Annotated in this window: 27 protein-coding genes and 1 pseudogene; 12 read left to right on the forward strand and 16 right to left on the reverse strand. The window is 68.7% G+C overall.

Features of this window, described 5'->3' with window-relative positions:
* Positions 1-8 precede the first annotated feature (8 nt).
* Genes ACRSBM_RS13600 through ACRSBM_RS13615 form a run of 4 tightly spaced genes read right to left on the reverse strand, consistent with a single transcriptional unit; the run spans position 9 to position 2,877 of the window.
* Positions 9-950, reverse strand: coding sequence for an alpha/beta hydrolase (locus ACRSBM_RS13600; RefSeq protein ID WP_434443520.1), 942 nt, complete (start codon positions 948-950; stop codon positions 9-11).
* Positions 951-962: 12 nt separating this feature from the next.
* Positions 963-1,733 (reverse strand): IclR family transcriptional regulator, encoded by a 771-nt coding sequence (locus ACRSBM_RS13605; protein ID WP_434443523.1) that lies wholly within the window; start codon positions 1,731-1,733, stop codon positions 963-965.
* A 23-nt stretch (positions 1,734-1,756) separates the two neighbouring features.
* The gene (locus ACRSBM_RS13610; protein WP_434443525.1) at positions 1,757-2,134 is read right to left on the reverse strand and encodes a PPOX class F420-dependent oxidoreductase; all 378 of its coding nucleotides are present in this window, start codon (positions 2,132-2,134) and stop codon (positions 1,757-1,759) included.
* A complete protein-coding gene (locus tag ACRSBM_RS13615; RefSeq protein ID WP_434443527.1) occupies positions 2,131-2,877 on the reverse strand; it encodes an SDR family NAD(P)-dependent oxidoreductase in 747 nt (248 codons plus the stop codon). Before ACRSBM_RS13615 ends, ACRSBM_RS13610 begins: the two co-directional genes overlap by 4 nt.
* A 192-nt stretch (positions 2,878-3,069) precedes the next feature.
* On the opposite strand from ACRSBM_RS13615, the gene ACRSBM_RS13620 reads away from it, so the two are divergent.
* Genes ACRSBM_RS13620 through ACRSBM_RS13635 form a run of 4 tightly spaced genes read left to right on the forward strand, consistent with a single transcriptional unit; the run spans position 3,070 to position 6,058 of the window.
* Positions 3,070-4,218, forward strand: coding sequence for a cytochrome P450 (locus tag ACRSBM_RS13620; RefSeq protein WP_434443530.1), 1,149 nt, complete (start codon positions 3,070-3,072; stop codon positions 4,216-4,218).
* 10 nt (positions 4,219-4,228) lie between these two features.
* The gene (locus ACRSBM_RS13625; protein WP_434443533.1) at positions 4,229-4,426 is read left to right on the forward strand and encodes a ferredoxin; all 198 of its coding nucleotides are present in this window, start codon (positions 4,229-4,231) and stop codon (positions 4,424-4,426) included.
* Positions 4,423-5,601 carry an NAD(P)/FAD-dependent oxidoreductase gene (locus ACRSBM_RS13630; RefSeq protein WP_434443536.1) on the forward strand — a complete coding sequence of 393 codons (1,179 nt, stop codon included), beginning with the start codon at positions 4,423-4,425 and terminating at the stop codon, positions 5,599-5,601. Before ACRSBM_RS13625 ends, ACRSBM_RS13630 begins: the two co-directional genes overlap by 4 nt.
* Before the next feature lie 19 nt (positions 5,602-5,620).
* Complete coding sequence (locus ACRSBM_RS13635; protein WP_434453503.1) at positions 5,621-6,058, forward strand: hypothetical protein; 438 nt, start codon at positions 5,621-5,623, stop codon at positions 6,056-6,058.
* A gap of 258 nt (positions 6,059-6,316) precedes the next feature.
* Here ACRSBM_RS13635 and ACRSBM_RS13640 read toward each other — a convergent pair.
* A pseudogene (locus tag ACRSBM_RS13640) lies at positions 6,317-7,012 on the reverse strand (aminotransferase class I/II-fold pyridoxal phosphate-dependent enzyme); the annotation flags it as partial.
* 405 nt (positions 7,013-7,417) lie between these two features.
* Between ACRSBM_RS13640 and ACRSBM_RS13645 the strand changes: the two are divergent.
* Positions 7,418-7,708 carry a hypothetical protein gene (locus ACRSBM_RS13645; RefSeq protein WP_434443539.1) on the forward strand — a complete coding sequence of 97 codons (291 nt, stop codon included), beginning with the start codon at positions 7,418-7,420 and terminating at the stop codon, positions 7,706-7,708.
* Positions 7,709-8,111: 403 nt separating this feature from the next.
* On the opposite strand, the gene ACRSBM_RS13650 is transcribed toward ACRSBM_RS13645, so the two are convergent.
* The 3 genes from ACRSBM_RS13650 to ACRSBM_RS13660 form a co-directional block, all read right to left on the reverse strand.
* Positions 8,112-8,399: a hypothetical protein gene (locus ACRSBM_RS13650; RefSeq protein ID WP_434443541.1), complete on the reverse strand. Its 288-nt coding sequence runs from the start codon at positions 8,397-8,399 to the stop codon at positions 8,112-8,114.
* Positions 8,400-8,406: 7 nt separating this feature from the next.
* Complete coding sequence (locus tag ACRSBM_RS13655) at positions 8,407-9,954, reverse strand: AbgT family transporter (RefSeq protein WP_434443544.1); 1,548 nt, start codon at positions 9,952-9,954, stop codon at positions 8,407-8,409.
* Between the two features lie 175 nt (positions 9,955-10,129).
* A complete protein-coding gene (locus ACRSBM_RS13660) occupies positions 10,130-11,467 on the reverse strand; it encodes an amidohydrolase (protein ID WP_434443546.1) in 1,338 nt (445 codons plus the stop codon).
* A gap of 100 nt (positions 11,468-11,567) precedes the next feature.
* On the opposite strand from ACRSBM_RS13660, the gene ACRSBM_RS13665 reads away from it, so the two are divergent.
* Positions 11,568-12,668, forward strand: coding sequence for an Lrp/AsnC family transcriptional regulator (locus tag ACRSBM_RS13665; RefSeq protein WP_434443549.1), 1,101 nt, complete (start codon positions 11,568-11,570; stop codon positions 12,666-12,668).
* A gap of 364 nt (positions 12,669-13,032) precedes the next feature.
* A complete protein-coding gene (locus tag ACRSBM_RS13670; RefSeq protein WP_434443552.1) occupies positions 13,033-13,377 on the forward strand; it encodes a hypothetical protein in 345 nt (114 codons plus the stop codon).
* 34 nt (positions 13,378-13,411) lie between these two features.
* Here the strand turns inward: ACRSBM_RS13670 and ACRSBM_RS13675 are convergent, their stop codons facing one another.
* Both ACRSBM_RS13675 and ACRSBM_RS13680 read right to left on the reverse strand, forming a co-directional pair.
* Positions 13,412-14,182, reverse strand: coding sequence for a hypothetical protein (locus ACRSBM_RS13675; RefSeq protein WP_434443554.1), 771 nt, complete (start codon positions 14,180-14,182; stop codon positions 13,412-13,414).
* An 82-nt stretch (positions 14,183-14,264) separates the two neighbouring features.
* Positions 14,265-14,558: a hypothetical protein gene (locus ACRSBM_RS13680; RefSeq protein ID WP_434443556.1), complete on the reverse strand. Its 294-nt coding sequence runs from the start codon at positions 14,556-14,558 to the stop codon at positions 14,265-14,267.
* 244 nt (positions 14,559-14,802) lie between these two features.
* Between ACRSBM_RS13680 and ACRSBM_RS13685 the strand changes: the two genes are divergently transcribed.
* The gene (locus ACRSBM_RS13685; protein ID WP_434443558.1) at positions 14,803-15,102 is read left to right on the forward strand and encodes a hypothetical protein; all 300 of its coding nucleotides are present in this window, start codon (positions 14,803-14,805) and stop codon (positions 15,100-15,102) included.
* Between the two features lie 202 nt (positions 15,103-15,304).
* Here the strand turns inward: ACRSBM_RS13685 and ACRSBM_RS13690 are convergent, their stop codons facing one another.
* A complete protein-coding gene (locus ACRSBM_RS13690) occupies positions 15,305-15,838 on the reverse strand; it encodes a hypothetical protein (protein WP_434443561.1) in 534 nt (177 codons plus the stop codon).
* A gap of 144 nt (positions 15,839-15,982) precedes the next feature.
* Between ACRSBM_RS13690 and ACRSBM_RS13695 the strand changes: the two genes are divergently transcribed.
* The 4 genes from ACRSBM_RS13695 (at position 15,983) to ACRSBM_RS13710 (ending at position 19,605) form a co-directional block, all read left to right on the forward strand.
* Positions 15,983-16,468 carry a DUF2243 domain-containing protein gene (locus tag ACRSBM_RS13695; RefSeq protein WP_434443564.1) on the forward strand — a complete coding sequence of 162 codons (486 nt, stop codon included), beginning with the start codon at positions 15,983-15,985 and terminating at the stop codon, positions 16,466-16,468.
* Entirely contained in the window at positions 16,465-17,292 is an 828-nt protein-coding gene (locus ACRSBM_RS13700; protein ID WP_434443567.1) for a cytochrome c oxidase assembly protein, read from the forward strand. The genes ACRSBM_RS13695 and ACRSBM_RS13700 overlap by 4 nt, the downstream gene beginning before the upstream one ends.
* A 529-nt stretch (positions 17,293-17,821) precedes the next feature.
* The gene (locus ACRSBM_RS13705) at positions 17,822-18,664 is read left to right on the forward strand and encodes an MEDS domain-containing protein (RefSeq protein ID WP_434443570.1); all 843 of its coding nucleotides are present in this window, start codon (positions 17,822-17,824) and stop codon (positions 18,662-18,664) included.
* A complete protein-coding gene (locus ACRSBM_RS13710) occupies positions 18,661-19,605 on the forward strand; it encodes an anti-sigma factor RsbA family regulatory protein (RefSeq protein WP_434443573.1) in 945 nt (314 codons plus the stop codon). The genes ACRSBM_RS13705 and ACRSBM_RS13710 overlap by 4 nt, the downstream gene beginning before the upstream one ends.
* A gap of 38 nt (positions 19,606-19,643) precedes the next feature.
* On the opposite strand, the gene ACRSBM_RS13715 is transcribed toward ACRSBM_RS13710, so the two are convergent.
* The 5 genes from ACRSBM_RS13715 to ACRSBM_RS13735 form a co-directional block, all read right to left on the reverse strand.
* On the reverse strand, positions 19,644-20,186 hold the full coding sequence (locus ACRSBM_RS13715; RefSeq protein ID WP_434453072.1) for an STAS domain-containing protein: 543 nt from the start codon (positions 20,184-20,186) through the stop codon (positions 19,644-19,646).
* 263 nt (positions 20,187-20,449) lie between these two features.
* Complete coding sequence (locus tag ACRSBM_RS13720; RefSeq protein ID WP_434443576.1) at positions 20,450-21,055, reverse strand: hypothetical protein; 606 nt, start codon at positions 21,053-21,055, stop codon at positions 20,450-20,452.
* 21 nt (positions 21,056-21,076) lie between these two features.
* A complete protein-coding gene (gene menC / locus ACRSBM_RS13725; RefSeq protein ID WP_434443579.1) occupies positions 21,077-22,180 on the reverse strand; it encodes an o-succinylbenzoate synthase in 1,104 nt (367 codons plus the stop codon).
* Entirely contained in the window at positions 22,177-22,986 is an 810-nt protein-coding gene (locus ACRSBM_RS13730) for a GNAT family N-acetyltransferase (RefSeq protein WP_434443581.1), read from the reverse strand. The genes menC and ACRSBM_RS13730 overlap by 4 nt, the downstream gene beginning before the upstream one ends.
* On the reverse strand, positions 22,983-24,059 hold the full coding sequence (locus ACRSBM_RS13735; protein WP_434443584.1) for a M20 family metallopeptidase: 1,077 nt from the start codon (positions 24,057-24,059) through the stop codon (positions 22,983-22,985). The genes ACRSBM_RS13730 and ACRSBM_RS13735 overlap by 4 nt, the downstream gene beginning before the upstream one ends.

The following is a 24,059-nucleotide window of genomic DNA, read 5'->3' on the forward strand; positions in this document are numbered from 1 at the left end:
ATGCGGGACTACCCGAACGCACGTCGTTGTGCCGCCGCGACTTTGGCCATCGCCTCGGTTGTGTCGGAGAACAGACGAGGCACGTTCATGAAGCCGTGCACCATCCTCGGGAAGTCGTGGAAGTCGACCGGAACGCCGGCGGCATCGAGCCTTTGCGCGTACTCGACGCCCTCGTCGTGCAGCGGGTCGTTGCCCGCCACGACGACGGTCGCGGGCGGGAGGCCGGAGAGGTCCGGAGCGTGCAGAGGCGAGATCAACGGGTCCCGCCGGTCGGCACCGGCGGGCAGGTGATGCCGCCACGCCGCCTGCATCGCCGCGGTGGGCAGGATCGGCGCGGTCGACTGCGTCCGGTACGAGTCCGAGGACATCGTCGCGTCCAGCGCCGGATAGAGCAGCGTCTGGTGCACGATCGGCGGTCCGCCGGCGTCGCGTGCCCGCAGGCACAGCGCGGCTGCCAGATTGCCACCCGCGCTCTCGCCGAGCACCGCGATCCTGGCCGGGTTGCCGTCGAGCTCGGCGGCGTGCTCGCTGACCCACTCCAGCGCCGCGAGGCAGTCGTCGAGCGGGCCGGGGTGCACGGTCGCCGGGCCGAGCCGGTACTCGGCCGAGACGACGACCGCGCCGGTCAGCGCCATGATCGTGGCGCACATCCAGTCGCCGTCGCGGGGACTGCCCTGCACCCAGCCGCCGCCGTGCATGTGCAGGACGATCGGGTGCGGACCGGCGGCCGGCGGGGTCCGCACGCGCAGGACCAGGCTCCCGGACGGGGTGCCGATCGTGCGCAGGTGGGTGTGCCGGCCGAGCCGAGTCGCGCGACGGCGGTGCCGCCGTTGCCGTGCGAGCAGCTGGGATGTGGTGGACCCGGCGAGGCCGGGGCTGAAGCGCATCAGGGCGCCGAGGAACCGCGCCGTCAGTGTGGTCCGCTGAGGGCGCTCGCCGGTGATCGGCACGGGTGGCTCCAGTCAGAAGGTGGTGTGGCCCTGCAGGATCGAACGCAGCCGGTCCATCTCCTCGACCAGCGTGCGGGCGGCCGCGTCCCGTTCCCGCGGCCCGAAGCGGGACTCCGGGGCGATCACGCTGTAGACCGCGAGCCCCCGCCGCACCCAGGGAATGGGTGCGGCGATCGCCACCGATTCCTCAATGGTCTCGCCGCGGCTCATCGTGTAACCGCGGCGGCGGGCGGCCTCCAGTTCGGCGAGCAGGGTGGCGGCGCCGCCGACGGGGGCGGGCACGTCCGGTTCGGTCAGCAGGTCGCGGATCTCGGTCTCGGTCAGGTCCAGCAGCAGGGCCTTGCCCGCGGCGCCGAGGGTGAGCGGGAAGTCGGCGCCGATGCCCGCCTCGATCCGGGTGGGCTGCGGGCTGGGCATCTCCTGCGTGCAGGTGCACCTGTTGCCGAGCCGCCAGTAGATCGCGACGGTCTCGCCGGTCAGCGCGCGTAGCCTGATGAGGCTGGTCTGGGTCTGGGCGACCAGCGCGTCGCGGTGCAGCATCACCCCGGCCAGGCGGAGGATCTCCGGCCCGGGGCTGTAGGCGCGGGTCGAGCGGTCGAGCACGAGGAAGTTCTCCGCCTCCAACGCGCGCAGGAGCCGGTAGGCGGTCGGGAGCGAGTAGCCGAAGAGGTCGGCGACCTCGGGCCCGGTCAGCGTCGGCCGCGCCGCGGTGAACGCGTGGAGGATCTTGAGCGCGCGGAAGACGCTCTGTGTGCCGGTGACCGACGGCTCGACGGTGTCCACGAGCCGATTCTGGCCGTGCCGGATCAGAACGTCACCTCGACACCGACCCACGGGTCCTGCTTGCGCCGGATCGCGTACCAGGCCTTCGCGAGCCGGGCGAGCGGTGCCTTGCGGGCCATCAGCCGGTACGCCCGCTCGGTCTCCGCCCGGTCCAGGATGCGGCCGGTGTCCTCGATGCTCCGCGCGCCGGTGGGAATGCGGCCGGCGGAGTCGCACGGCGCGACGACCACGCGCGGGTTGTTGCGCAGCCGCTTGAGCTTGCCGGTGCCGGCATAGCTGAGGACGTAGAGCGTTTCCCCGCTGACCACGCCTCCCACCGGTGTGGCGACGGGGGTGCCATCCCTGCGGAACGTGGTGAGGCTGACGTTGCTGCTCTTCGCGAGCTGGTCGAGGGAGGTCATCGGGTGCCTGCCGGGAGGTCGAAGGTGAGGCCGGTGAGTTCTTCGGACCGCGCCCACAGCTGGGCGGCGAGCTCGGGATCCCTGCTGGTGGCCGCTGGTGCCACGACGACCGGGGGACCCGCGGTGCCGAACCGCGGGCCGTAGTGGAGGCCGCCCAGGGCGTCCGGGTCGGTGGCCGCGCGCAGCGCGGGCCAGGCGCCGCGGGCCTTGCTCTGGACCGGCCACCGCAGCGGGAAGCGCTCCAGCGCCAGGCCGGAGTGCGCCGCCGTCGAGCGGATGTCCACACCGGACTTCCGTAGCCTGCGGTCGAGTTCGAACGCGAACAGCAGCACGGCGTGTTTCGACTGCGCGTAGGACTCCTCATCGCGCGGGTCGTACTTCACCCATCTGGTCATGATGCTGCCGATCGACACCACCCGGCCGCCGATGAGCGACGGCAGCGTCAACGCGGTGAGCGCGAAGTGGCCCAGGTGGTTCGTGGCGAACGCGCGCTCGTCGTCGTTGGTGCCCGCGTTGAGGACCAGGCCGTCCAGCCCGTCCAGTTCGGACAGCCGGCCGGCCGCCGCGGCGACCGAGTCCAGGTCGGCGAGGTCGAGCCGGATGGTCGCCCGGCCTCCGCGGGCGAGAGTCACGACCTCGGCGCCGGCCGCGGAAAGCCGGTCGGCGATGTGCCTGCCTATTCCCGCGGTGCCGCCGGTAACGGCATACCTCTTGCCGTTCAGATCGGGTGGAATCCAGGTCATGACAATGAGTGAACGGATCGGTCGTGGTGCTGTCAAACCTCGATCACATGGTGATCGGGGCTGTGCTCGCCGATTACATCGTGACCCGGAAACAGCAGCTCAGGCATCATTTGTCAGCATGTTGAACGTGCTGCCCACCGTGGTTAGCGTGGCCTTGTGTTCGACGTTGAGAACGACGTTCCCGTTTTGTCCATGACCCGCGAAAAAGACGCGCCCTTCGATCCGCCGCGTCAACATTCGTTTCTTCCGCCAATTGCCCGCATCTCGCTCGGTGAGGCTTCTCCGCAGGCCTGGCTCGTGCGGCGCTGGGAGGACGCGCGCACGGTGCTGGCCCACACGGCCGCGAGCACCGACCTCACCCGCCCCGGCTACCCGGCGCGCTCGCCCGCGGTGCTCCCGCGCGGCTTCTTCCTGTTCCAGGACGACCCGGTGCACGACGTGTTCCGCAAGGTGCTCGCCCGCGAGTTCGTGGTCAGGAAGATCGAGGCGTTGCGCGAACCCACCACCCGCGTCCTCGACGGCCTGCTGCGCCAGATGGTCGAGGAGGGCGAGCCCGCGGACTTCGTCGAATCGGTCGCGCTGCCGCTGCCGTCACTGGTGATCAGCGAGCTGCTCGGCGTCCCGTACGACGACCACGAGTTCTTCCAGGAACACTCGCGGGTGCTCATCGACTCCGTGTACATCGGCGAGCAGAAGGCCGCGGCGCAGCGAGCGCTCGGCGACTACCTCGAAGCACTCGTCGTCGAGCGACGCGTGAGGCCGCGGGACGACCTGATCAGCAGGCTGGGCCAGCACGTCGACGCGGGCACGTTCACCGTACGCGACGCCGCCGACGTCGGATCGTTTCTGCTCTTCGCCGGGCACGAGACCACCGCGAACATGATCGGCCTCGGTGTGCTGGCCCTGCTCGAGAACCCGGAGCAGATCCCCGTGCTGCACGGGAACCCGGCCGCCGCGGTCGAGGAGTTGTTGCGGTACCTGACGATCGCGCAGAGCGGCGTTTCCCGGGTCGTCACCGAGGACGTCGTGCTCGGCGATGTGACGATCCGCGCGGGCGAGGGCGTGATCGTGATGCTCAACTCCGCCAACCGCGATGAGGCGGTCTTCCCCGGCGGCGGTGAGCTGGACCTGGCCCGTCCGAACGCGCGGCAGCACCTGGCGTTCGGCTACGGCGTCCACCAGTGCCTCGGCAAGCCGCTGGCCCGGATGGAGCTGCAGGTCGTGCTGCCCGAGGTGCTGCGCCGCCTGCCCGGCCTGCGCATCGCCGACGGGCAGCAGGTCGTCTACAAGCACACCGCTTCCGCGTACGGCCCCGCCCGCATGCCCGTTGCCTGGCTTTGAGGAGAACGAAATGCACGTCGCAGTCGATGTTCCCAGGTGCGTGGCGTCGGGTCAGTGCGTGCTGATCGCGCCCGAGGTGTTCGACCAGCGCGACGACGACGGCTTGGTGGTGCTGTTGGACGACGCGCCGCCGCCTGCGTCGCACGCGGGGGTCCGCGAGTCGGCGCTGGTGTGCCCTGCGGCAGCGATCCGGGTGATCGAGCCGTGAGGAACGTGGTCGTCGTCGGAGCTTCGGCGGGTGGCCTCGCCACGGCCGAAGCGTTGCGGGGACTGGGTTTCCGCGGCGGGATCACGCTGATCGGCGATGAGGCCTACCTGCCGTACGACAGACCGCCGTTGTCGAAGCAGGTCCTCACCGGAGGGCTCGCGCCCCACCAAGTGCTGCTGCGACCGGCCGCGCAGGTCGAGGCGCTCGGTGTGCGCCTGGAACTGGGGGTCGCCGCGACCGGTGTCGACGTGTCGGAACGCGTGGTGCGGGCGTCGAACGGCCAGGTGCCCTACGACGCCCTGGTCATCGCGACCGGCGTCCGCCCACGCGGCCTCCCCGGCGCCGGTGTGCGCGGAGTGCACTTCGTGCGGACGCTGGAGGACTCGTTGGGGCTGAAGGAGGACCTGCGCCCCGGACACCGCCTGGTCGTCGTCGGTGCCGGCTTCGTCGGGACGGAGGTCGCGGCCGCGGCCCGTGACCTGGGCGTCGAGGTGACGGTGCTCGACCAGGAACCGGCGCTCGCGCGGGCGCTCGGAGCCCCGGTGGGGGAGGCGTTGGCCTCGGTCCACCGGGAGCACGGCGTTTCGCTGCGCACGGGCGTCACGGTGCGGGAGGTGCTCGGGTTCGGCGGCCGGGTGACGGGCGTGCAGCTGGTGGACGGAACGCACGTGCCCGCGGACGTCGTCGTGATCGCCATCGGCTGCGTCCCGAACGTCGAATGGCTGCGGGACAGCGGTTTGCGCCTCTCCGACGGACTTGCGTGTGACGAGTTCTGCGAGGCGGGCCCCGGCGTGTACGGCGTCGGCGACGTCGCGCGCTGGCACAACCCGCTGTTCGGCATCTCCATGCGGGTCGAACACCGCACGAACGCCGCAGAACAGGCCCTCGCCGTCGCCCGCGGCCTGCTCGACCCGGCGGCGCGCAGGCCGTACGCGCCCGTGCCGTACTTCTGGTCCGACCAGTACGACCTGAAGGTCCAGGCATACGGCCACCTGCCCGGCCACGACGAGGTCGCCGTGGTCGAAGGCGATCTGGACAGCCGCCGGTTCGTGGCGGCCTACCGCAGGGGCTCACGGCTGACCGGTGTCGTCGCCGTCAACGCCCCGCCGAGAACCCTGCGCCAGTGGCGCGCGGCCATCGCCGCACAGCGCCCATGGCACGACCTCGCAGCCTGATCATCCACATGGGAGTGACATGAACGCACGTCTGGCCAAGCTCGGCCTGTTCCAGAAGCACAGCACCGCGGGCTGGACCGTGGGCGCGGCCGGGGCGATCGCCCTCGGCCTCGGCGTGATGGGTCTGCTCAACCAGGACGCCCAGATGGCCGCGGTGGGCCTGGACCCCGGCGACTACCCGGAGGACGACCCGCTGCGCGTGACGATGACGAGCTCATCGGTCGCGGCGCTCAACACCGGTGCCCTGTACGTGCTGGGCGTGGCGAAGGGCTGGTCGTGGTTCCCGGCGGTGACCGTCGCGACCAGGTCGGCGCAGGCCATCGGGTTCCTCAGCATGATCGCGCAGGGCAAAGCGCCGACGTCCTACCTGGGCGCGGCGGTGTGGGAGGCGGCCGGAGCGGTGATCACGGCGGGCGCCATCTGGTGGGACAGGCGGAAGGCGGCTCGACTGGGGTGAGCACCCGGCCGGGCGCGGTGCGAGCGGCTCGCACAGAATGCCTGACGTGCTGGAGGCGAGGCTGCTTGCGATGGTGTCCCGTCTCGCGGGTCTCGTCCGTGGCCATAGGGCGCGGTCAAGCCGGACGAGATGATTGGTGCGAGCCAGCAGGACTGCTGGCCGGACTTCGGGCGGGACTACCAAAGGATGGGAACAGGACTGACCAGCGGCTTTGTGTCGGCAGGTCGACAGGCTCATCGTGCGGAAATGCACCCGCGCCGTCAGTCCGGCCGCCGCGACCATGCCCGCGCCTTCGGGGCCGTGGGTGCCCAGTGAGTGTGCTTCGTCGACGACCAGGACGCTGCCGGTCTGCTCGGCGACATCGCACAGTGCGGCCAGCGGGGCGAGACTGCCGCACACGCTGTACATCGAGTCGGCCGCGATCACTCCAGGCCCGTATTCCTCAATGTGGCGCAGCAGGTGCGCGGTGTCGTTGTGTCGGAAGGGCCGTACCGGGGCACCGGCCGCTTTCGCCCCCGCCCACAGCGACATGTGGGCCAGCATGTCCACGTACACCGGCACTTCAGGCCCGGCCAGGGTCTGCAACAGTCCCACGTTGGCGTCGTACCCGGACTGGGTGAAAACGCCCGCCTCCGAGCCGAGGTAGCGGGCGAACTCCCGCTCCAGCACGGTCTGCGGGTGCTCCTCGTGCAGCAGTACCGCCGAAGCCAGCCTCGCTCCCCGCATCGCGTCGAGAGATTCCACGACGGCGTCCACGATGCGTTTGTCGCCGGCCAGACGCAGGTAGTCGTTGCTGTCGACCACCGTGGAGCCGGGGCTTGGCAGTCGCCGGCCTCGCAGGATGTGACGGCCATGCCACCGGCCCCGGATCCCCGCCGTGTGGAAAGCCTCCACGCGTTCCTGGACGAACGAAGGAAGCAGAGAGCTGCCGGCAGCCGTATTGATGATCTTCATGCCTCGAGCACGATGCAGCCCGCCAACGGACACGACCCCAGGGAAATGTTCGCTCGTTCGAGCTATCTGGCCAGAGGCCTGTGCAGATTCGGGACGTCCGCGCCGAACTGTGAGTACTTCCGGAGGATGGCGACCGAGTTCGGTCCGTCGCCGCTGGGGTCGATGGTCGCTTGAGCTTCACTCATGCCGGTTGTTCGCTTGCGCTGTGTCGCAGTTCTAAGCCGAGTTCCGGACAACCGGGTCGTGGTGAGGTCGTGGACTCACTGCCATCGCAGCTCACTCAATCGTGTGATGTGCGAAGGTGCGCCGCAACGATGTGTCAGGTCGTGCGCACTCCTTGCCGATGAGCCGTAGTGCCCGAGCTGTCGGGCTTTCACCGTTATCAACGGCTTGGAGGTACTACCCATGCGGATGCTCGGGAAGCTCGTCGTCGCGTCCGTCATCGCCGGAGGCATTGCGTCCGTCGCGTCGACTGCCAACGCTTCACCCGCCACTCCGCGGAATCTGATCGGAAATGAGCTCGGCGTGATCAACCTCGCGAGCCAGAACTCGGCCATTAACAACGGCAACACGGACGGCTCCGTCAGTCACAGCGAGAACACCCAGAACGCCGCGCAGCAGATCGTCACTGATGCTCAGTCCATCGATGTTCTCAAGAACATCGATGTTCTTGAGAAGCCTCTCATCCTCGCCTGATCTGGTAGCCGTTCGGCCGGGCTGGTCTCGGCCTGCGCACGTCCTTCAAGTTCGCCAGCACACTCGAGCTGACTGTTGCGTGCGCAGGCCATCGAGGGGTCGACCCGCTAGGGTTTTGAGCTGACCAGTTGACCGCGCCGCCATACCGGCGCCGCCGTCCACGGGTGAGCCTTGTACGGACGGTGGTCGTCTTGTACCCATGAGGTCGATCGTGTTTCAGGTCTTTACGTCCCGACCTCTTCTGTTCGGATGGCGGACTGGAACAGCAGCGTGTTGTGCTGTCGGGGTCGCACCGCCTCGACGCCCCAACAGTCTGAGGAACGCGCTAACACACCAGAGCGTGCGCGGCTACCGACGAGCCCCACTGGCCAACTGAGGCAGCGCACTCTCTAGGTGCAACTTGTCACGACGCCCCGTCGGCATAACCGATCTCGTAGTTGACGACGCCGAGCCAGTCGCCGTCGATGCTGGGGAAACGACCGTGCAGCCGGCCCTCTGCCGCACCGGTCAGGTCGAGGGCGGCTTCGACGACGTGCCCGCAGTGCGCCTGGGAGGCGAGTGAAACTGGTCCAGCCGGACGGAGACCCCGTGAGTACGGGTTTCGCCCGTGAACCTGGGACGCGGTGATGAACAGTTCGTCGCCTTCGGAGATTTTCTCGACTTGGCGACGGCGAGCCTCGGGGAAGGCCATGCGGCTCTCAGTGAGGGAGATGAATCGGGGTTCCGGGGCCAACGGGGATCTCGGCGAAGTAGAAGACGGCGAGCAGCGCGGCCCAGAAAACCCAGAATGGGATGACATAGATCGACAGACGCGCCATCAGCGTGCCGAGCCCGGTTCCCGGCTGGTACTTGCGGACGAAGGTGAGCAGGACCAGAAGGTAGGGATTCATCGGGGTGATGATCTGGGTGGCGGAGTCTCCGATTCGGAACGCGGCTTGAACGAGGCCAGGCTCGAATCCCAGCAGCAGGAAAGCTGGAATGAAAACCGGCGCCATGAGCGACCACATGGCGGAGCCGGAGATGATGAACAGGTTGAGCATTGAGGCCAGCGCGACGAACAGCAGGATGCCACCGAATCCAGTCAGACCGAGTGCGGTGAGGGCTTCGGCGCTCTTGACCGCGAGCAGGGATCCCACGTTCGTCCACGAGAACAGGGCGATGAACTGGGAGACCGCGAAGATCAGCACGATGTAGCCCGCGACCTCTTTGACCGAGTCGGCCATGAGCCTGGGTACGTCACGATTGGACGTCACGGCGCGGATGCTGAGGCCGTAGACGATGCCCGTGGCCAGGAAAGCGACGAACAGGATGGGCACGAGGCCGCTCAAGAACGGGGAGGGGACGAACGCGCCGTTGTCGCCGCGAAGCGGGCTTCCCGGCACGAGCCATCCTCCGAAGACCACGAGAAGGTAGACCGCGAGGGTGATCAGGGCATTGCGCAGGCCCCGGCGTTCGACTGGGTCGAGTCCGCTTGCCACCTCGTCGTCGCCGGCTTCGATGTCCTGGTAGGTACCGAGGCGGGGTTCGACGATGTGGGCCGTGATCCAGCCGCCCACGAACGGCAGCACCAGCCCGGAGGCTGCGGTGAAGAACCAGTTCATCGCGATGTGGGTGTCGATGCCTGTGCCCATCGGCAGGATGTCGACGGCTTTGCTGGTGATCCCGGCCAGCAGCGCGTCGGAGCTACCCAGCAGCAGGCCGGCCCCGTAACCGCCGCTGACGCAGGCGAAGCCGCCGATGAGCCCGGCGACGGGATGTCTACCGGCCTCACGGAACAACAGTGCGGCCAGCGGCGGGATAACGATCATTGACACGTCTGACATCACGTGGGCCTGGAAACCGACGAATGCCACGGCGTAGGGCAGGACCCGGCCGGAGACCCGAGTCAGAGCTGCACGGACGACGGCCTTGAGCAAGCCGGTTCGTTCGGCGACGCCCACGGCCATGAGCATGAGCAAGACGTTGCCCAGTGGCGGGAACTCGATGAAGTTCTCGATCATCTTGGTGATCAGGAACTCGGCTCCGTCGCCGGTGAACAGTCCTCGGATGGCGATTGGCTTGCTCGTGCCGGGGATGGTCACCGTGGTGCCGAGGGCAGCGAAGACAGTGGACACGACCGCGAGTACGGCGAAGAGATAGACGAAAAGCATGAAGGGATCCGGCAGGCGGTTGCCGACCCGTTCGATACCTTCGAGAGCGGAGGAGAAGACCCGTTTCGCCGGTCGGGTCCAAGGTGCCTTGGCCATTGCTGTCTCCGTTGACGTCAAGGTAGGTGGGCTGAGGTGTGCGGGACATGCCCAACCCGAGGACGGCGCCGATCTCGCGCGCTCATGGTGCGCGCCGAACCGCGGTTTCTCGGGCACCAGGTCGCACCCGCGCAGGTGGTGCTCGCGTCTTTGTTGGTGTCGGTCACCTCGCTCGTCAACTCGGTTCGGTTGACAGGTGCGCTCGGGATCCCCGCGGCCGGAAGCCAAGCCGGTGTGGGGAGGGTGAGTCCCTGGGATGTGGGGTGCGGATGAGCTCGTCGAGGACCTCCAGAGCCACGGCCATGGCGGATTCATCGATGTCGAACGACGGGTGGTGGTGGGGCGCACGGTGGTCGGCGCCGACCACCGTGTAGGTGGCCATGCCACCGTTCTGCTGCACCGCGTGCGCGAACAGGCTGGCGTCGTCGCTGCCGTTCATCCGCCATAGCGAGTGTGCGGCGGAGTCGCCGAGGAGTGTGGCCGCGGCCCGTCCGACGGCGTCGACGAGCGGACGGTCGCAGCGCATCGTGGTGGACCCACCTGTGCGATGCAGTTCCAGCCTCAGATCGTGCATCGCCGCGGCGCCGTGCAGCCGGGTCTCGATGCGTTCGGTGAGGTCCTCGCAGACGGCACTGTCGGTCGACCGGGCCTCCAGGGTCATCTCCGCCCAGGAGGGCACGATGTTGACGTTGTCGCCTGCGCGCAGCGTGCCGACGTTGATCCGGGTGTCCGCGGTCGAGTACCGCGGCAGCGCCATCACGGCCAGCGCGGCACTTGCGGCCCCGAGAAGTGCGTTGCGTCCCTCCTGCGGAGACAGCGCCGCATGGGCGGCGGCACCGGTGTAGGTCGCCCGCAGTTTGGTCGTGGCCAGCATCCCTTCGACTCCACCGGCGACCACTCCGGTGGGCAGGTCCAAACCCAGGTGCAGCGCAACGAACTTGTCCACTCCGTCGGCCGCCCCGGCGGCGAGCATCGAAGCCGCGCCCCGGCCACCTTCTTCGGCGGGCTGGAACAGCAACCTCACTCGCCCTGCGAAGCCGCGATCGGCGACGAGCCGCTCGGCCAGAGCCAGCCCGATCGCTGTATGCCCGTCGTGGCCGCACGCGTGCATGAATCCATCCGCGCAGCGAAATCCCGCGGCAGCTGGAACGTGGGCGGGTTCATCCGACTCGGTCAGCGGCAGCCCGTCCATGTCGAATCGCAGCGCCCAGGTGGGGCCTGGAAGATCGCCCTCGATCTCGCACACCACCGCCGTCCCGTGCGCGGCCGCGAACTCCGCGAGCGCAGCATCCGCTCCAGCAGCGACGGCACGAGAGGCGAACCGATCTAGCTGATCAACGCTCGGATAGTCGGTCACGACTCCGGTACGCATCGCATCGCGGCCGGTGCGAGGCTCGATCCCCAGCGCACGCAGCCGCGTGACCACGATCGTCGAGGTGCGGATCTCCAGGAAGGCGGGCTCGGCATGTTGATGGAGGTCGCGACGCACAGCCACGAGTTCGTCGTAGGTCATCTGTCCGTACTCCTGCATCTGCGTGGTCTTAGAGCGGCCGGCGCCGCGCGGGACTCGTTCACCCGCTGTGTGACGACGCTGAATATCGGATGACGAGAGTGTGGACATCGGTGAATCGCAGCTGCAAGGATGCTCGAAACTGGTCAATTGGAGCGATCATTTGCAGGATTCGTTCACGCTTGACGAGATGGATCTCGCGTTGATCAACGCCATCCAGATCGCACCCCGAGCCGCCTGGTCGACGATCGGCCGGGCGCTGGAGCTGAGCCCCACCACAGCCACCCGACGGTGGCAGCGCATCACCGACAACGGGTTGGCGTGGGTCACCACCTATCCCCGCCTGAAGGTATGGGCGCGACACCACTGCATGGCCTGCGTCGAAGTCGACTGTGCTCCCGCCGAACGTGACCAGGTCGTCGCAGCCCTGGCGCAAAAGCCGCAGGTCATCTCGCTGCACCAGGCGGGCAGCGGGCGCGACCTCTTCGCCCTGGTGATGACCGCCGACCTTCACGCGCTGTCCCGCTTCGTGCTGGAGCAACTGAGCAAGCTCAGCGGCGTCCACCGCGTCCGCACGCATCCGGTGACCCAGGTCTACAGCGAAGGCAGCACCTGGCGGCTCAACGCCCTCACACCCGCACAGCGGACCTACCTGAACAGACACGCCCCGCCTGGCAATGTGGAGAGCGAGATCCTGCCCGAGCGCTACCGCGAGCTACTGCTCGCGCTGGGAGGCGACGGCCGCCGATCGGTAGCCCAACTCGCGAGTCTGTCCTCGACCAGCCTCTCCACCACACGGCGACGCCTGCAGCGCGTCCTCCATGAGGGCATGATCACCCTGCGCTGCGAAGTCGCCCAGAACATCGCGGGATGGCCGGCCTCCGCCATCCTCTGGGCCCGAGTCCCACCCGATCACCTCGACGCCGCCGCAAGGACCCTGTCCACCCTGCCCGAGCTCCGGTTCTGCGCCGCCATCACCGGCGCGAACAATCTCGTCATGATCGTCTGGCTGAACTCAGCCAGTGATCTGCTGCGGCTGGAAACCAGCCTCGCCGAACGCCTCCCGACAGTGACGCTCACCGAGCGCGCCATCACGTTGCGTCAATCCAAACGTCAGGGGTGGCTGCTCGATGACGTCGGCCGCGCCACCGCCGTGATCCCCATCGACCCCTGGCACGAGATCGAAGCACCAACGTCTGCCTGACCGAGAAGGACCACCGCACCCGCGTGCGGCCAGATGGTCACGGTCGACGGCTAAGCCTGTTGCCAGAAGTTGTGTCTGTAACTCGCGGGAGTTGACCTTGCGACGAAGCGTGATGAGCCCCGTCGGGTTGGATTGAGTTACCACCTGCACTACGAGCCGGTCACGATGCGCCGCTGGATCTCATGACACGCCCGCGACGGATAATCGGGGTGCTGGTCCAGCCGGACATCGGCCTCAACGATGCGACCATCGCGGCGGTACGGCAGGGGCATGCGGTCGCCATCGCGTCCATGCTGGAGCCCGACGACGGTATGGGACGGCGCCTCGTCGTACCCGCTGACGGCGTGCTTGACGGTTTTGGCCGGTGGTGGCGGATCAGGCCGAGGGCATGCTCGCAGCCGGGTCCACCGGCGCGGTGGCGCTGGGTGTGTTCGTGCAGTCGTTCGCGCCGTCGGCCCGCATGATCGTGTTCGGAGCGATCGAGTTCGCGACCGCGGTCGTGCGGATCGGCCGTTTCCTCGGCTACCACGTGATCGTGTGCGCTGGTCGCACGATGACGACTCCGTGGTCGTGCGGCCGTTGCGCTCGCTCACTGACACTGGAACGAGATGAGGTGGAAGAGGAAGGGCAGCAGGCAGCGGCCTTCCTGTCGGCAGGGGAGCGCAGTCGTGTGAAGGTTGAGACTGCGGTGCTGGAGCGGCTTCCCTGACGCAGGATCGTCTGCTTGTGCGCTGGTGGGCAGTTCAGGCGATCGGGAACCGATTGCCAAGCCACCTGGTGATCTCCGCTGCGGCGAGTTCGTTGCCGGTCGGCTCGCCTTCCGCGATCGCGGCTCCGAAGTGGAGACCACGCACCTTCGCCGTGGTCGTGTCCGTCGCGCCGAGTGCCTTGATCATGCGGCGGGCATCGCTGGGGAAGGCGGCTTGGTCACCGGTCAGCTCGATGTACAGCGTCGGGACCTCGACGCCCGGTGCGCATCGAACGAAGTCGGCGTGGGAGCTCAGGCCTGACCACGTCGACAGCCAAGCCTCGGGTGTGGTGAGGCGCCCGAACCCGGCCAGGCCGTAGTTGATCAGATCGGGCCGTTTGCCGAACAGGGAGCCGTACGGGCGCTCGCTGGGGTCGAGGTTGAGATCCACCGTGCGCGGGTCGGCGTCGGTGCGGAACACGGTCAGGATCCGCGGTGCCAGCGAGCGCCGCCGATTCTGCGGGCGGTGGTCTGCGTTGAACGCCGCCCGCGCGTCGGCCGTACGCGCCAGGTGAGCGTGTGCGACAGCGTCGATGCGGGCCACGCGCTCGCGTTGTGCCGCGCGGTAGCGATCCAGGAACTCCGGTGCGTAGGACGAGCTCTCCGGTGGTTCCGCGAACCCGTTGGCCGGGTCGAAGGGGTCGAGCTCGGGCACCACCGACAGCGGGTCCGACTCGTCGGCCACCGAAGGGTCGATGCACGCGAGCAGCAGCCTGCCCTGACCGGGATGCGGTGCCAGGAAGACGGCACCATCCGGCAGCGGCATCTCGGCTTCCGCCAGCCCGGTCGGCCGCCCACCGGGAGTGATCGCGATGCGGTCCGATGCCGCGGCTTGTTCGCAGTGAGGGTCAGGTCCGCCATTCCTCCTGCCAGCCATGATCGGTGTCGTACGCCGCCGCCAGGAGCCGCAGGAGCGACTCGTTCCCGGAGTTCTCGATCTCCCTGCGCAGCATCGCCAGCTTCTCGGGAAACGGAACGGGCGCCCGTTCGTCCTGCGCTTGCACTGGCCCCGGCAGGAGCAGCAGACTCTCGCCGTCGTCCGACCGCAGAATCCTCAGTCTGCCCCGCCGCTCTGCCTCGTCGAGCAAGGGCAGTTCGTCGTTCGCGAGGCGCTGCTCGTCCTCGGCGAGCCGGGCGAGCACGACCGGCCTCAGCGTCCGCGATCACCGTGCTGATCGAAAAGACAGAACAACAGCTCGACACGGACAACCGGTGAGCGGCTACCTGATCCAGCCGACCGCCACGCGGATGCAGCTGTTTACGGTGTTCACCTGGATGGGCTGGTGATGATCTCGGTGCTCGGCCTGCTGTGGCTGGCCATACTGGTGTGCACCTCGCACAGAGCGGTCGCCCCGGTGGTCGGACGCGGCTATCGGCGCGGAGCGGGTGGCGCGGCTGAAGCTGAACGGTGCTCTGCGTACCTACTCGCCGCTCAGCCGCTTCCTGGAGCTGGAGATCCTCACGATGGGGATCGACGGCAAGAAGCAGCTCTGGGAGACCTTGCGCGACCTCGCCGGCCTCGCGGCCCGGCTGCCGGACGTCGACTTCGACGAGTTGATCGAGCGGGCCGAGCGTCAACGCGCGGAGCTGGAACCGTTCCGCATGCGAGCCGGGACCAAGGCGCTCGCGGCACCCACGGTGAGCACCGACCTCAACCGGTCTTCGCCAAGCCGGGATGTTCCTTGAACTTCAATGACTTCCAGGCATCGCGGCGGCCGTTGAACAGCTCCGGCGACAGCCGCCGGCAGATCAGACCGGCCTCGTTCTGCGGACGAGGTTTCGTTCTTGTGGTGGCGCTGACGGTGGTCGGATCGGCGCCGGGCCTCACTGCCCTGCACGGGCGGGAGTGTGGACTTCGGAGGTGTTCGATGTGCGCGATTGCGGACTCCTACCGGGTGTAAGCGTCCTCGTGGGACAGAGGGCCGATGTCGGCGTGTCGTCCGGGGCGTAGGGCGGCGTGGCGCTGGCCGGGGCCGTCCCCGTCGCGGGCGGCGAGTGCGTCGGCTACGGCACCGGTGACGAAGGCGTAGACGGCCTTGTGCAGTAGGTCGACGACCAGTTCGGTGCGGGGCCAGGTGGTGGGTGGGGCACCGACGCCGGTGGCGTTTTCCAGGATCTGGTCGTTGGTGAGGCGCACGACGGTGAACTTGGCCGAGGCGACCGGTCCGCGCAGCCCAGCCTGCGCCATGATCGAGCGCACAACTCCGAGCAGGGCGGCTTGGCCGAAGTGCATGGCCCAGTTCAGCGCCAGTGGTTGCTTGCCGGGGCGCTCGGGCAGCCCGGTCAGGCGTTCCAGCACTCGTGCGGGGACGTGGGAGTCGGGTCGGCCGGTGATCGCTTGTTCGATCTTCTCCCCGAGGGTCATCACCACGCCTCCGGCGGCGCCGGCGAGCAGCCCCTGCCACAGTGCTCGTTTGATCATGATTTGTGGATACCCGCTTCCCATGGATCCACTCATCTCCTTGGCTGGTACGGCGCGAGGTGGTGTCCGTAGCTGGTTGACCGCAGGCTGCGCGGGGTATCTGGGTGTCCGACAGCAGGTGCTCGACTGGAAGGCCCCGGCCTCATGACCCGACCGGTCCCCATGCACGCTTCCCCTGACGCACCGGCCCAGACCCGCAGGTCGATGATGGTGTGCGCGCTGATCGGCGTGGCGGTGATGGCGGCGGTGGACGAGATCGTCTTCCATCAGGTTCTGGGTTGGCACCACTTCTACGATCGCTCCACACCGGCGATCGGGTTGCTGTCGGACGGTTTGCTGCACAGCGCCGAGCTAGTGGGGCTGGTGGCCGGGTTCTTCCTCTACGCCGACCTGCGCCGCCGCCGCACGCTGTCCCGTGCCCATGCCTGGGCCGGGTTCTTCCTGGGGCTGGGCGGTTTCCAGCTCTTCGACGGGATCGTGGATCACAAGCTGCTGCGGCTGCACCAAGTCCGCTACGGGGTGGACATCGCCCTCTACGACTTGGCGTGGAACCTGGCCGGTCTGGTGCTACTGCTCATCGGTGTCGCCTTGGCCGTCCGCGCGGCCCGGCGCACTGTGCCGGCGTCGTGACGCGGGGACACGTGCACCACGGTCCTGGCGACGCGGTATTCATCGAGCCGCTGGTGATCGTGATCGCGCTGCTGGCGGGGGTGGGATATCTGTGGGCCGCTGCTCATCTGCGTCGCCGCGGTGACGACTGGTCCCGGCGGCGCGACGGGTCGTTCACCCTCGGCGTCGCCGGGTTGGCCTGGGCGGTCGTGGGCATCGAGGCGGGCGGGCCGTTCACCGCGCACATGGCCCAGCACCTGGTCGTGGGCATGGCGGCCCCGCTACTGCTGGTCCTGGGCCGCCCGGTCACACTCGCGCTGCGCGCCCTGCCGCCCGGTCGTCGCCGCCGGGGTCTGCTGGCGGTGGTGCACTCCCGCTGCGCAGAATGGTTGCTGTGCCCGCCGGTGGCGGCTGTGCTGGACGTCGGCGGACTGTGGTTGCTGTACCGCACGGGCCTGTTCGAAGCCACCAGGGATCAGCCTCTGCTGCACGCTGTGGTGCATGCGCACGTGCTGGCTGCCGGACTGCTTTTCACCGTCGCGATCTGCCAGCTCGACCCCGTGCGCCGCCGCTGGAGCCTGATGGTGCGCGGAGGCACACTGCTGGCAACCGGCGCCGTTCACGCCGTGCTGGCCAAGAGCCTCTACGCCACACCGCCCGCCGGCACCGCCTTCGACACAACCGACCTGCACGCCGGCGCCAGGCTGATGTACTACGGCGGCGACCTCGTCGAACTCGCCCTCGCCGTCATCCTGGCCGTCCAGTGGTTCACTGCCACCGGTCGAGCCCTGACCCGCGCTCGTCGTGCGCGGGCGGCAACCCCGGCCCTGCCATCGGCACGCTGAACTCACCGGATCGCCACACTGAGGTTGCAGCGGACCTCGGTGGGGTTGGTGCGACGTGCCGCCGGTCTAACACCGCCCGGTCGGTCCCATCCCGACCGACGGTTGGCCGCCCAACGCTCACCCATCGCACAAGGCAACTGCCAGAGGGGACAAATCATGGCGATGTCCGTCCGGAGCCCACCAGTGTCGGCGGTGCGGCCTCATCGCCGCACGCCGGCTTTGTGGGACCGAGTCTGCTGCCCAATCAGCTCGGTGGTCCACGGATGACCGAAGCGTCCGGTCACGATGACGAGTCCGGGGAAGCAGAGCGCGACGTCGTCCGAACAGGGGATCGGTCAGTCGTCTGGGAGGCGCGCAACGGGCCGGTGTGGCCAACCTGCGTACAGAAGGTGATCTCGAACTCCCGCACCCCGTGGAGCAGGCCGTAATCGGCGGCCTGGGAAAAATCGCCACCCTGACGAATACAGGGAGTAACCGTCGCAGTGGATGCTGGTCTATCCGTATTCCGAAATGAGGCTACAGTGCGGTGGTGCGCAGGTCGGGACTGGTGGAACACACGCGCGAGCTGGGTGCTCATGATCACGTGTGCTGGCGGTACGAGGACATGCATGAGTTCCGCGCTCGTGTCCGCGAGTTCCTGTCCGAAGGACTCGCGCAAGGCTATCGAGTTTCGTACATCGCGCCAGGCGACATGAACGCGCTGCTCGACGATCTGCGCGGCATCGACGGGATCGACGACGCCCTGGAGACCGGCGCCGCACAGGTCGCTTCGCTGGACACCAGCTACCCGGTCGGCGCGGTGATCGACCCGGCCGCGCAGGTGCGTGCTTATAGCGAGGCCACTCAGGCGGCGCTGGCCGCCGGATTCACCGGTTTGCGGGTCGCCGCGGACTGCACGCCGCTGGTGCGCACTCCCGAGCAGCTCGACGCGCTCGCCCGCTACGAGCACCTGGTGGACCACTACATGACCGGCAGCCCGTTCTCGGCGATGTGCGGCTACGCCGGTGGTGCCGTGGACGAGCGGACGTTCGCGCAGGTGGCCTGCATGCACCCGAACACCAACTCGCCCCTGCCCGGTTTCCGGTTGTACGCCGCCGGCGACGGCGGCACCGCACTGGGCGGCGAGACCGACCTCGTCACCGGGGATCTGTTCAGCCTGGCCCTGGCCCGCGCAGACCTGCGCTTGCGAGACGGGCGACTCGTACTCGAAGCCGACGACCTGGAGTTCCTCGACCACAACAGCCTGCTGCGCCTGGCCGGGTACGCCGCAGACCGGCACGCACCGCTCGTGCTACGCACGTCGTGGCCGGGGGCCGCGCGCCTGGTGGAACTGCTCGACCTGGCCAACGTGCGCGTGGAGGCAGCATCATGACGGTCTTGGAACTGCCGCCTCCGGGGCATTTCACACACCCCGCCCTGTTCTACGGTACGGATGAGCAGTACCTGGATGCTCTCGTGCCCTTCGTCACCGATGGCTTGGAGCGGACGCATCCCGTCGCCGTGGCGGTGCCCGGCGCGCGGCTGCGGTTGCTGAGTGAGGCGCTGGGCGACGCTGCGCGGGAGGTGACGATGATCGACATGGAGGTCGCGGGCCGCAACCCGGGCCGGATCATTCCCACCGTGCTGCGCCGCTTCGCCGACGATCACGACGGGGTGCACGTGCGGATCGTGGGCGAGCCGATCTGGGCCGGCCGTACCGCCGCCGAGTACCCGGCGTGCGCGCAACACGAAGCGTTGATCAACTTGGCCTTCGCCGGGCGCGACGTCACCATCGTCTGCCCTTACGACACCTCAGCGCTCGATGACCGTGCGCTGGCCGACGCCCTGGCCACCCATCCGTTGGTCTGGGAGGGCGCTCGGCGTGCGGAGAGCGACCGGTACGACCCTGGTGACGTCCTCGGCCGATACAACCAGCCGCTGGCGGTCGTTGCGGACGCGGTCGAGGTGGAGGTCGCCGAGTCCGCCGATATTCGTGTCGCGCGCAGGTTCGCCACGGACCATGCGCACCGACTGGGTCTTCCCGCCGGACGCGTGGCCGACCTCCAGCTCATCACCAGCGAACTGGTCGCCAACAGCCTCCAGCACACCGGCACGGGCTGTCGTCTGCGCATCTGGCGCGACCAGGACCATCTGGTCTGCGCGGTGGAAGACGGTGGATGCCTGAAAGACCCGCTCGCGGGCCGCCGCCCTGCCGCGGCGGACCAGGTCGGTGGCCGCGGACTGCTGCTCGTCAACCGGCTCGCCGACCTCGTCTGCGCCCACACCACTGCGCACGGCACGACGGTGTACGCACTTCTGGCCCTGTCCTCGTAACCGCTCGGCGACGAGCCTCCTCCCGGCCGGCGGCAGCCTCATGACCGTGGGGAGGCGACGGCTTCCTCGACGGTGGGGTGCAAGGGGAAAACCTGCTCGAGCCCGAGGATCCGGAGGAGTCGCACCAGTTCGGGGTTGAGCCCGGCGAGGCCGAATGAGCCGCCAGCGGCCTTGGCGCGTCGGTAGGCGACGACGAGAACGCTGATGCCGGTGGAATCGCAGTAGACGAGATCGGTCGCATCGACGACGAGACCGGTGCCCAAGCCGAGGTCGACCGTGTCGAGCACTTCGCGGAATCGGGGAGTGGTGTGGAAATCGAGCTCGCCGGCGACCCGTAGCACCGTAATGAAGCCTGTCGGATGCGGATCGAGGGTGACAGTGATGTTCTGATCGGTCACCGGGCCTCCTGTGCGACGGGATCGGAACTGCGAGGGAAGTCTTGCACCGCGCTCGGCAGAATGTCGGATTCCCGCCTGTCCGTTGAGTGCATGGATGAGGTTTTCGGCAGGCACAGGGTCGGTGATCCACGCACCAAACACGATCACAGCCGCGCAGGCCGCTTCGACGAGCCGCACGAGCATGTCGATCACAGCACGATAGGCTTTCCTCACCCATGCGCCGGTGGCTATCCCGGGACCCGTGGAAGCAAACAGCCCCCGCCGTCTCGGACGGCATTCGGGACGCCAGGTCGAGACGAGAGCGGCGGCGAAGCAGGAGTTCGCCATGCCTGCGTCGGCGGCCTCGGCTGGCTGTACTGGCCGAGGCCGACGTCCTCTACACCGTGGGCATCCCGCTGCACTGACGGTGCCTCGGCCAGGCCTCAGCGGCAGGACCCGGAGCCACGCTAGTCCTTTTCGCCGTCCTCGGGAGTGCCACCCTCCGAACCGACACCGTCAGGATCACCGCTGTCGGGATCGTTGCCGCCACCACCACCGCCGCGGTCAGTAAGCTTTCGCCACGCCTCCTTCGCCTTCTCCTCCAGGTAGATTCTTTGCTCGGAGCGGTACTTGTAGGCCTGGTTCACGAGTTGGTCTTTGTACTCGTTGCCCTGGCTTTTGATCTGGTCGTACCTGTCCTCGGAGCGCTGCTTGAAGTCCTCGCCGAGCTCGCCCACCGTTGGAACAGCCTCCAAGAGAGTTTCCTGGACGCGTCCGGCGCCGTGGTCCAAGGCCGCCTCGATGGCAGCGCTGTCGTTATCGGCCATGTCGTCGTTCTCGTCGGCGCCGCCGGTCTTGTCGCCCTGGCCGCGGTGTTGCCTCTTGAACTCTTCGCCCTGAGCGGCGACGCGGTCGTACCTGCTTGGCTTCCGGAGCTGCGCGACCCAAGGTGGCGGAGTGGCCGGACTGGGAGCACGTTCTGGGAGCAACAGGGAGCAGAACCCTGCGTTGAACGTGCCCATACGCACCTCAACGAACTTGAACGGAGCCGCACTGACCCGCAGGAGTTGCATTTCCGCAGGGCAGTGCAGCATTCATGTCATAGGAATCCACTCCGTCTTCACCGTCACCGCGTCCAGGGCGTCGGGCAACGGTGTCACGCCGAGGCCGGGGCCGGTCGGAACGGCCAGGTGGCCGTCGTCGAGCACGAACGGTTCGGTGACGTCCATCCGGTAGTAGCGGTCCGACGCGGAGGTGTCGCCGGGCAGCGTGCAGCCGGGCAACGCGGCCAGCGCCACGTTCGCGGCCCGGCCGATGCCGGTCTCGAGCATCCCGCCGCACCACACCGCGATCCCGTGCGCCGCGCAGACGTCGTGGATGCGCCGCGCCTCCAGGTAACCGCCGACCCGTCCCGGCTTGATGTTGACGATCTGGCAGGCACCCAGCTTGATCGCGTCGGCTGCCGACTGGGCCGAGGTGATCGACTCGTCCAGGCAGATCGGCGTCCGCACCACCTTGGCGAGCTCGGCGTGCGCCAGGATCTCCTCCTCGTCGAGCGGCTGCTCGATCAGCAGCAGGTCGAACGGGTCGAGCCGGGCGAGATGCCGGGCGTCGCCGAGGGTGTAGGCGGTGTTCGCGTCGACCTGCAGCAGCACGTCGTCGCCGAAGCGCTCGCGCACGGCCCGCACGGGTTCGACGTCCCAGCCCGGCTCGATCTTCAGCTTGATCCGCGCGTAGCCCTCGTCGAGGTACCCGCCGACCGCGTCGAGCAGCTCGGGGACCGAGTTCATGATCCCGACCGACACCCCGCACGGCACCCGGTCGCGCGTCGCGCCCAGCTCACGGCCGAACGACACGCCACGCGCGCGCAGTTCGGCGTCCAGCACGGCCATCTCCAGCGCGGCCTTGGCCATCCGGTGCCCGCGGAACTTCGCCAGCCGCGGCGCGACGGACACTCCGTCGACCGGCCCCGACAACGCCGGCACGAGGAACCGCCGCAGCACGTCCGCACACCCCTCCAGGTACTCCGAGGAGTACACCGGCTCGGCCATCGCGACGCACTCGCCCCAGCCCTCGCCCTCGTCCGTGACGGCGCGCAGCAGCAACAACGCGCGAGCGGTCTGCGTGCCGAACGACGTGCGGAACGGGGACTTCAGCGGCATCTCGACCCAGCGGATCTCCACCCCGGTCAGCTTCACGACTCACTGCCCTTCTCGACGACGTACCACCCGGACCTGTCGAACCCGGTGACGCGGGCGCCGCCGGCGAGCAGCCCGCCGAGCACCTCCCGCACGGCGTAGCGCCACTCGGTCGCCGCGGCCGGGTTCGTGGCCCGCAGCGTCTCGATGTCCGGCGGCACGGCGACCAGCACGGTGTCGCCCGAACACAGGCCCCGCACCGGCAGACCGTCCGTGGAGATCCCGAGACCGACCACGCCAGCCGCGCTGACCGTCCGGGGCTGACCGGCGCACGCGGCGACGACCTCGGGCGCCGCGATGCGCCAGCTGACCAGCAGCCGGTCGGTCTCGCCGCCGCCGTTGATGTCGTCCTGCATGTGGCCGTAGAAGTCGGGCAGGTACTCGGTCGCGTCCGCGGCGAGCTTGCCCAGGTTGAAGTAGGCGTTGCGGCGGACCAGCGGGTCGAACGTCCAGCTGATCTCGCTGAGCCCGCGTTCGAGCGCCCACGCCCGTTGGTCGAGCTTGAGGGCGTAGCCGACGTTGCGTCCGCGCATGCCCGCCGCGACCCCGGCGATGTGGCTGTGCAACGCACCGGCGGCCGGCGGCGAGCAGAACCCGACGCAGGCACCCACCAGGTCGTCGCCGTCGAACGCGCCCGCGACGTAGCTGCCCGCCTTGGTCATCGCCCGCAGCAGCTCCGCGGTCACCGGCGGAGTGCCGCCGTCACCGGTCGGCCGCCAGATCGACTCGTACAACCGTTGCGTGGCAACGAGTTCGGCGTACTCGGTGAGCTGGCGGATCACCACGTTCCGCGTCACCAACGTCATGTCAGCTCCTTCACGAGCGCCGCGAGCAGCGAGGTGCGCGGGACGATCTCCGACACCAGCACGTGCTCGCTCTCGGCGTGCGCGCCACCGCCGACGGCACCCAGTCCGTCGAGCGTCGGAACGCCGACGCCCGCGGTGAAGTTGCCGTCGGACGCGCCACCGACCGCCGCCTGCGTCAGCTCGAAGCCGAGCTCGGCGGCCAGTCCCGACGCCAGCTCGAACAACACGGCGGACGCGGACAGCTCCATCGGCGCGCGGTTGGGGCCGCCGGTCACCTCGACCTTCGACCCGTCCAGCACGGGCCGCAACGCCTGCATCTCCTCGTCCACCCGCAGCTGCTCGGCGAGGTTGCGCACGCGCACGTCCACCATGAACTTCCCTTGTGCGGGAACGGTGTTCGTCGTCGTGCCGGCCGAGAGCACCGTCGGCACCACCGTCGTTCCGGCGGCGAGGTCCGCCAGCCCCGACACGGCGAGAATCTGGTGCGCGGCCTCGACCGTGGCGTTCACCCCGCGTTCGGGTTCGAGCCCGGCGTGGGCCGCGCGGCCGTGCAACGTCACCTCGTACATGGACGTGCCCTTGCGCTCGGTCTTCAGCGCACCACCGTCCGCCGAGCCCTCGGTGACCAGCACGGCCGCGTGCTCCACGGCCTCGGTCTCGATCAGGCCGCGCGAGGACGGCGAGCCGATCTCCTCGTCGCCGGTGATGAGCACCGTGACACCGTCGGGGGAGCCGAGCGACGCGACGGCGTGGAAGATCATCGCGACGCCGGTCTTCATGTCGAAGCAACCGGGCCCGCGCAGCACGCCGTCGCGCACCTCGAACGGGATCCGTGCCAGCGTCCCGATCGGCCACACCGTGTCGTGGTGGCCGAGCAGCAACACCTTGCGCGGCCCGGAACCCAGCCGCCACCGCAGGTGGGTGCGGCCGTCGAGCACGATCCGTTCCGGCGGCGAGCCGAGCAGCGCGGAGCCCACCTCGGCGGTGACCTCGGCACTGCGGGCGACCGCCGCCAGGTCGGTGGACGGCGACTCGCAGGACACGAGCCGCTCGATGTCGTGGATCAGGTTCAT

Source organism: Lentzea xerophila (assembly GCF_051094245.1).
Taxonomy (GTDB): domain Bacteria; phylum Actinomycetota; class Actinomycetes; order Mycobacteriales; family Pseudonocardiaceae; genus Lentzea; species Lentzea xerophila.

What these genes read in the sequence shown, in the direction of transcription:
- ACRSBM_RS13735 (WP_434443584.1), bottom strand. Translation starts at nt 24,059, where the DNA reads ATGAACCTGATCCACGACATCGAGCGGCTCGTGTCCTGCGAGTCGCCG.
- ACRSBM_RS13650 (WP_434443541.1), bottom strand. Translation starts at nt 8,399, where the DNA reads ATGGCCTTCCCCGAGGCTCGCCGTCGCCAAGTCGAGAAAATCTCCGAA.
- ACRSBM_RS13710 (WP_434443573.1), top strand. Translation starts at nt 18,661, where the DNA reads ATGACGGTCTTGGAACTGCCGCCTCCGGGGCATTTCACACACCCCGCC.
- ACRSBM_RS13635 (WP_434453503.1), top strand. Translation starts at nt 5,621, where the DNA reads ATGAACGCACGTCTGGCCAAGCTCGGCCTGTTCCAGAAGCACAGCACC.
- ACRSBM_RS13610 (WP_434443525.1), bottom strand. Translation starts at nt 2,134, where the DNA reads ATGACCTCCCTCGACCAGCTCGCGAAGAGCAGCAACGTCAGCCTCACC.
- ACRSBM_RS13730 (WP_434443581.1), bottom strand. Translation starts at nt 22,986, where the DNA reads ATGACGTTGGTGACGCGGAACGTGGTGATCCGCCAGCTCACCGAGTAC.
- ACRSBM_RS13615 (WP_434443527.1), bottom strand. Translation starts at nt 2,877, where the DNA reads ATGACCTGGATTCCACCCGATCTGAACGGCAAGAGGTATGCCGTTACC.
- ACRSBM_RS13720 (WP_434443576.1), bottom strand. Translation starts at nt 21,055, where the DNA reads ATGCAACTCCTGCGGGTCAGTGCGGCTCCGTTCAAGTTCGTTGAGGTG.
- ACRSBM_RS13675 (WP_434443554.1), bottom strand. Translation starts at nt 14,182, where the DNA reads ATGCCGCTGCCGGATGGTGCCGTCTTCCTGGCACCGCATCCCGGTCAG.
- ACRSBM_RS13695 (WP_434443564.1), top strand. Translation starts at nt 15,983, where the DNA reads ATGACCCGACCGGTCCCCATGCACGCTTCCCCTGACGCACCGGCCCAG.
- ACRSBM_RS13660 (WP_434443546.1), bottom strand. Translation starts at nt 11,467, where the DNA reads ATGACCTACGACGAACTCGTGGCTGTGCGTCGCGACCTCCATCAACAT.
- ACRSBM_RS13655 (WP_434443544.1), bottom strand. Translation starts at nt 9,954, where the DNA reads ATGGCCAAGGCACCTTGGACCCGACCGGCGAAACGGGTCTTCTCCTCC.
- ACRSBM_RS13620 (WP_434443530.1), top strand. Translation starts at nt 3,070, where the DNA reads ATGACCCGCGAAAAAGACGCGCCCTTCGATCCGCCGCGTCAACATTCG.
- ACRSBM_RS13690 (WP_434443561.1), bottom strand. Translation starts at nt 15,838, where the DNA reads ATGATCAAACGAGCACTGTGGCAGGGGCTGCTCGCCGGCGCCGCCGGA.
- ACRSBM_RS13625 (WP_434443533.1), top strand. Translation starts at nt 4,229, where the DNA reads ATGCACGTCGCAGTCGATGTTCCCAGGTGCGTGGCGTCGGGTCAGTGC.
- ACRSBM_RS13715 (WP_434453072.1), bottom strand. Translation starts at nt 20,186, where the DNA reads ATGCTCGTGCGGCTCGTCGAAGCGGCCTGCGCGGCTGTGATCGTGTTT.
- ACRSBM_RS13645 (WP_434443539.1), top strand. Translation starts at nt 7,418, where the DNA reads ATGCGGATGCTCGGGAAGCTCGTCGTCGCGTCCGTCATCGCCGGAGGC.